Source organism: Roseomonas sp. CECT 9278 (assembly GCF_918698155.1).
Classification (GTDB): Bacteria; Pseudomonadota; Alphaproteobacteria; order Acetobacterales; family Acetobacteraceae; genus Neoroseomonas.
On record NZ_CAKKLX010000102.1, the window covers coordinates 1 to 3467 of the forward strand.

The 3467-nt window shown below is 74.4% G+C and carries 4 protein-coding genes; 3 read left to right on the forward strand and 1 reads right to left on the reverse strand.

The genetic code is table 11. The features are described 5' to 3' along the window. Positions 1–202: 202 nt before the first annotated feature. Entirely contained in the window at positions 203–1126 is a 924-nt protein-coding gene (locus LQ222_RS26035) for a glycosyltransferase family 9 protein (protein WP_230169789.1), read from the reverse strand. 163 nt (positions 1127–1289) lie between these two features. On the opposite strand from LQ222_RS26035, the gene LQ222_RS26040 reads away from it, so the two are divergent. The 3 genes from LQ222_RS26040 to LQ222_RS26050 are packed head-to-tail and all read left to right on the forward strand — an operon-like array spanning position 1290 to position 3257. Beyond that, complete coding sequence (locus tag LQ222_RS26040) at positions 1290–2114, forward strand: folate-binding protein YgfZ (protein ID WP_230169790.1); 825 nt, start codon at positions 1290–1292, stop codon at positions 2112–2114. After that, positions 2111–2572, forward strand: a complete 462-nt coding sequence (locus LQ222_RS26045; RefSeq protein WP_230169791.1) for an isoprenylcysteine carboxylmethyltransferase family protein — start codon at positions 2111–2113, stop codon at positions 2570–2572. Before LQ222_RS26040 ends, LQ222_RS26045 begins: the two co-directional genes overlap by 4 nt. Positions 2573–2606: 34 nt before the next feature. After that, complete coding sequence (locus tag LQ222_RS26050) at positions 2607–3257, forward strand: glutathione S-transferase family protein (RefSeq protein WP_230169792.1); 651 nt, start codon at positions 2607–2609, stop codon at positions 3255–3257. Positions 3258–3467: the final 210 nt, after the last annotated feature.

Genomic DNA, 3467 nt, shown 5'->3' on the forward strand with positions numbered 1-3467 from the left:
TCCAAGGGCTTAAGGCCCTTGGAACCCTCGACTTGATCGGAGAGTTTGGGGAAGGGCATCGTCAGTGCCACCGACGCGCCGGTCACGCCATGCCCCTCCCCAAACTCTCCGAATAAAAATCCGCGGTCCAGGGGGCCGTAGCCCCCTGGTGGGGGGAGGTCCGGAGGGGGGCAAAGCCCCTCTCCGGCAGCGCGCCCCGCCCTCACGCCGCCACCGCCTCGGGTCGCGCCAGCAGCGCGGCGGCTTGCTCTGCCACATGCTTGGCCGTCAGTGCGCCCATGGGCGCGGCGCCGGCGGGCCCTTTGGCGAGGACGGCCAGCGCGCGTGCGCCGATGGGCGCGTATTCCGAGGCCGGCGTCGGGCCGAACAGGCCGATGGTGGCGCAGCCAGTGGCGGCGGACAGGTGCATCAGCCCCGAATCATTGCCGACGAACAGCGCGCAGCGGGCCAGCACGGCGGCGGCTTCCGGCAGGTCCAGCCGGCCCACCAGGTCGATCGCGCCGGGCAGCGCGTCGAGCACGGGCTGCGCCATGGCGCGTTCCTGCGCGCCGGGGCCGCCGAGCACGGCGATGCGCGCGCCTTCCAGCGCCCCGCCGGGCCCGGTCAGCAGCCCGGCAAGGGCCAGGAACCGGTCGGCCGGCCAGACCTTGCGGACCCAGTTGGCGGTGGGGCCGAGCGCCAGCACGGGCGGGCCGGGTGGCAGCAGGGTGGCGGCGCGTGCGGCTTCGGCGGCGCCGAACCAGGCGACGGGGCGCGGCGCGGGGCTGATCCCCAGCGTCTGCGCCAGGTGCAGCAGGCGATGGCCGGGGCGCCGCCCGCCGCGCATCACGGCGCGCCGGCGCGCCGGCAGCAGCCAGGCGATGGCCGACCCGCGCAGATCCACCACCAGGTCCCAGCGGGTCAGGGCCACCTGCGCCCAGAGCCCCAGCCAGTGCCGGCCATGGGGCTTCTTGTCGATCGGGATCAGCCGGTCGAGCTGGGGCATGCGGGCAAACACCCCTTCGGCGACGCGGCCGCAGGCGATGGTGAAGCGCGCCGCGGGGTGGGCGCGCATCAGGTGGTCGAGCAGCCCGGTGGACAGCACGGCGTCGCCGATTCGGGTCGATGTGATGAACAGGACACGCACGGCGCGGCTCTAACACGCCCCGCCAGCGGGGGGGAGGTTGCGCGCGCGGGGCGCCCGAACGGCTGGATCACGGCGGATCGGGCGGGCCTCGGACCGGCCGCTTCCGTCAGCGACGCGCAGGAAGGAGGTTGCGTCGCGCCCTCCGCCGGCACACCTGTTGGGCATGAGCCTTGCCCTTCTCCCCGACCGCGGCGTGCTGGAGGTGGCCGGTCCCGACCGGGTCGCCTTCCTGCAAGGCCTTGTCTCCAATGACGTGGCGGCGCTGGCGCCCGGCCAGGCCGCCTGGGCCGCGCTGCTGACGCCGCAGGGCAAGTGGCTGGCGGATTTCTTCGTCGTCGCGCAGGGCGATGCGCTGCTGCTCGATGCCGAGGCGGCGCAGGTGCCGGGCCTGGTGCAGCGGCTGTCGCGGTTCCGGCTGCGATCGAAGGTGGAGCTGCGCGACGCCTCGGCGGATTGGCGCGTGCATGCGGCCTGGGGCGCGCCGCCGGATGCGGAGGGCATCGTGGCGGCCGATCCGCGCCTGCCCGGCGCCGGCTGGCGCGTGCTTTCGCGCACGGTGCTCGCCGCGGATTCATCGGAGGCGGCGTATGACAGCCATCGCCTGGCGCTCGGCCTGCCCGATGGGTCGAAGGACATGGACAGCGAGAAATCGGTGCTGCTGGAAGCCGGCTTCGACGAGCTGCACGGCGTGTCCTGGTCGAAGGGCTGCTACATGGGGCAGGAGCTGACCGCGCGCACGCGCTACCGCGGCCTGCTCAAGCGCCGGCTGGTGCCGGTCGAGGTGACCGGCCCGCTGCCGCCGCGCGGCACGCCGGTGACCGACGCGGCGGGGCTGGAGGTCGGCGAGATGCGCTCGGGCATCGACACGCTGGGGCTGGCGCTGCTGCGGATCGATGCGCTGGACCGTGCGCCCTTCGCGGCGGCCGGCGCGGCCCTCGCGCCCCGCATCCCCGCCTGGATGGCCCTGCCGTCGCGGCAGGAAGCATGAGCCCCCCCGACCACGGCCCGGGCGTGCGCATTCCGCCGCCGGTGATGGTGGCGGGGCTGCTGGCGGTGGCCTGGCTGCTGCGGCAGGCCGTGCCGGTACCGATCGGCCCGCCGCTGCCGGGCCTGGGGGCGCTGGTCATCTTCGGCGCGCTGGCGCTGATCGGCTGGGCGGTGGCGGTGATGGTGCGGGCGGGCGTGGACCCGCGCCCCGACAAGCCGGACGCCGCGATGGTGGAGGCCGGGCCGTTCCGCTTCAGCCGCAACCCGATCTACCTGGGCTTCCTGCTGGCGGTGGCGGGCTTCGCGCTGCGCTGGGGGGACCTGTGGGCGTGGATCGCGCTGGCGGCGTCGCACCTGGTGCTGGACCGGCTGGTGGTCGCGAAGGAGGAAGCCTACCTCGCGACGCGCTTCGGGCCGGCCTACGACGCCTATCGGGGGCGGGTGCGGCGCTGGGTATAGCCTTGCGACCGACGCCCGCCCTACCCTCGGGCGCATGAGCCAGACACGCTACCGCCTGCACTACTTCCCGGAATCCGGGAACAGCTACAAGCTGGCCTTGATGCTGACCCTGTGTGGCCAGCCCTTCGAACCCGTCTGGACCGATTTCGGCGCCGGCGTGACGCGCACGGCGCAATGGCGCGCGCAGGTCAACCCGATGGGCGAGATCCCGGTGCTGGAGGAGGATGGTGAGCGCCTGACCCAGACCGCGCCGATCCTGCTGCGCCTGGCCGAACGCCACGGCCGCCTGGGTGGTACGAACGACCGCGAGCACTTCGAGCTGCTGCGCTGGCTGTTCTGGGACAACCACAAGCTGACCGCGACCATGGCGACCTACCGCTTCCGCCGCGCCTTCACCCGCGCGCCGGACGAACGGGTGCAGGACTTCCTGCGCGCCCGGCTGGATGACTACCTCGGCATCCTCGCGAACGAAGTGGCGCAGCGGCCCTTCATCATCGGCGACCGGCCGACCGTGGCCGACCTGTCGCTGTGCGCCTACCTGTCCTTCCCGCCCGACGAAAGCGGCTACGACCTGGCGGCGACGCACCCGGCGATCCACGCCTGGCTGGGGCGCATCGCGGCACTGCCGGGCTGGCGGGCGCCCTACGACCTGCTGCCGGGCCAACGCCTGCCCCGCATGGCGTGACGGCCCGGTTCACCTGTTCTTGACCTTCACCCGGCAGGATGTGCCGGCATGACCAGCCCGACCGCCCCCCGCCCGGCCGGCCAGCCCCCGGCGCCCGCCGCTGCGCCGCGCCGCGCGCCGAAACACCGCGACTTCAAGCCCGAGCTCGCGCGGGCCACGCCACCCGCCCGCCCGGGGCCCGCGGCCACGCCCCGGCCCGCCGCCCAGCCC

Bases quoted from the DNA above. Each gene is read 5' to 3' on its own strand.
- LQ222_RS26040 (WP_230169790.1), top strand. From the start codon at position 1,290: ATGAGCCTTGCCCTTCTCCCCGACCGCGGCGTGCTGGAGGTGGCCGGT.
- LQ222_RS26045 (WP_230169791.1), top strand. From the start codon at position 2,111: ATGAGCCCCCCCGACCACGGCCCGGGCGTGCGCATTCCGCCGCCGGTG.
- LQ222_RS26050 (WP_230169792.1), top strand. From the start codon at position 2,607: ATGAGCCAGACACGCTACCGCCTGCACTACTTCCCGGAATCCGGGAAC.